The sequence below is a fragment of the Streptomyces sp. NPDC038213 genome, assembly GCF_055600495.1.
Map to the genome: position 1 here is coordinate 1 of NZ_JBVJYM010000080.1, position 1,285 is coordinate 1,285.

General features: G+C 69.2%; 2 protein-coding genes. Both read right to left on the minus strand.

The window, feature by feature from the left end:
• Positions 1-40 precede the first annotated feature (40 nt).
• On the minus strand, positions 41-913 hold the full coding sequence (locus tag ACZ7JZ_RS36040; protein WP_470947406.1) for an IS3 family transposase: 873 nt from the start codon (positions 911-913) through the stop codon (positions 41-43).
• On the minus strand, positions 910-1,209 hold the full coding sequence (locus ACZ7JZ_RS36045) for a transposase (protein WP_470947409.1): 300 nt from the start codon (positions 1,207-1,209) through the stop codon (positions 910-912). Before ACZ7JZ_RS36045 ends, ACZ7JZ_RS36040 begins: the two co-directional genes overlap by 4 nt.
• Positions 1,210-1,285: the final 76 nt, after the last annotated feature.

A 1,285-nucleotide genomic window follows, 5' to 3' on the forward strand; every position in this document is an offset into this window, starting at 1 on the left:
TGAGCTTGTTCCGCTTTGACGGACACCATCGGTGTGGTGGTCAGGCCGCGAGGGCGGCCTCGTAGTCGGCCGGACTGCGGTAGCCAAGGCTGCTGTGCAGCCGCTGCAAGTTGTACCAGCTTTCGATCCACTCGAAGATCGCGGTTCGGGCGGCGGTCCGGCTGGGCCAGGGGCGGGCGTCGCCCAGTTCGTTCTTCAAGGTGGAGAAGAAGGACTCGGCCAGCGCGTTGTCCCAGCACTGCCCGGTGCGGCCGACCGAGAGCCTGACTCTGAACTCGGCGGCCAGGCAGGCGAATTCACGGCTGGTGTACTGGCAGCCGCGGTCCGAGTGGAAGATCACCGGACCGGCCGGGCGGCGAGTCCTCAACGCGGCCCTCAGTGCGTCTGTGACCAGTTCGGTTCGCAAGTGGTCGGCGGTGGCCCAGCCCACGACGCGGCGGGAGGCGATGTCGATGACGGTGGCCAGGTAGAGCCAGCCCTCGCCGGTGGCGATGTAGGTGATATCGCCGCACCAGCGGCTGTCGACCGCAGCCAGGTCGGGGCGGAAGTCGCGCAGGACCAGATCAGGGCGGGTGGCCGCGTGCGGGTCGGGGATCGTGGTCCGGTGCCGTCGCCTGCGGTGCCGGCCGGCCAGTCCGGCCCGGCGCATGAGCCGGGCCACCCTGCGGCGCCCGCACTCCTCACCCTGCTGCTGAAGGACGGCGTGGACGCGCGGGGCCCCGTAGGTCCCCCGGGACCGTTCATGGACGGCGGTGATCTGCTCGGTCAGCTCGGCGTCCCGCACCGCGCGGGGACCAGGAACGCCGGTGCGGCGGGCGTAGAAGGCGGCTCGGGAGACCTGGAGCAGTTCACACGCCCGCTTGACGTTGTGACCTGTGGCTTTCTCCGCCTCGATGAACGGGTGCACCGTCACCGGGTCTCCTTCGCGAAGAAAGCCGTCGCACGCTTGAGGATGTCCACGTCCTCCCGCAGCCGGCGGTTCTCCCGCCGCAGCGCGGCAAGCTCCTCGCGTTCGCTGCTGGTCAGCCCATCTCGTTCGCCCGCGTCGACCTCGGCCTGCTTGACCCAGTCCCGCACCGCGGTCTCGGTCAGGTCGAAGTCCTTGGCGACCTGACCGACCGAGCGGTCACCCCGCCGGCACAGCTCGACGATCTCGGCCTTGAACTCCGGCGTGAACGAGCGGCGAGGACGCGGCTTCTTCTTCCCCATGCTCTCCATGATGGACATCATCCTTCCGGGGCCCAAGCCCCTGATCTCCGATGTCCGTCAAAGCGGATCAAGCCCA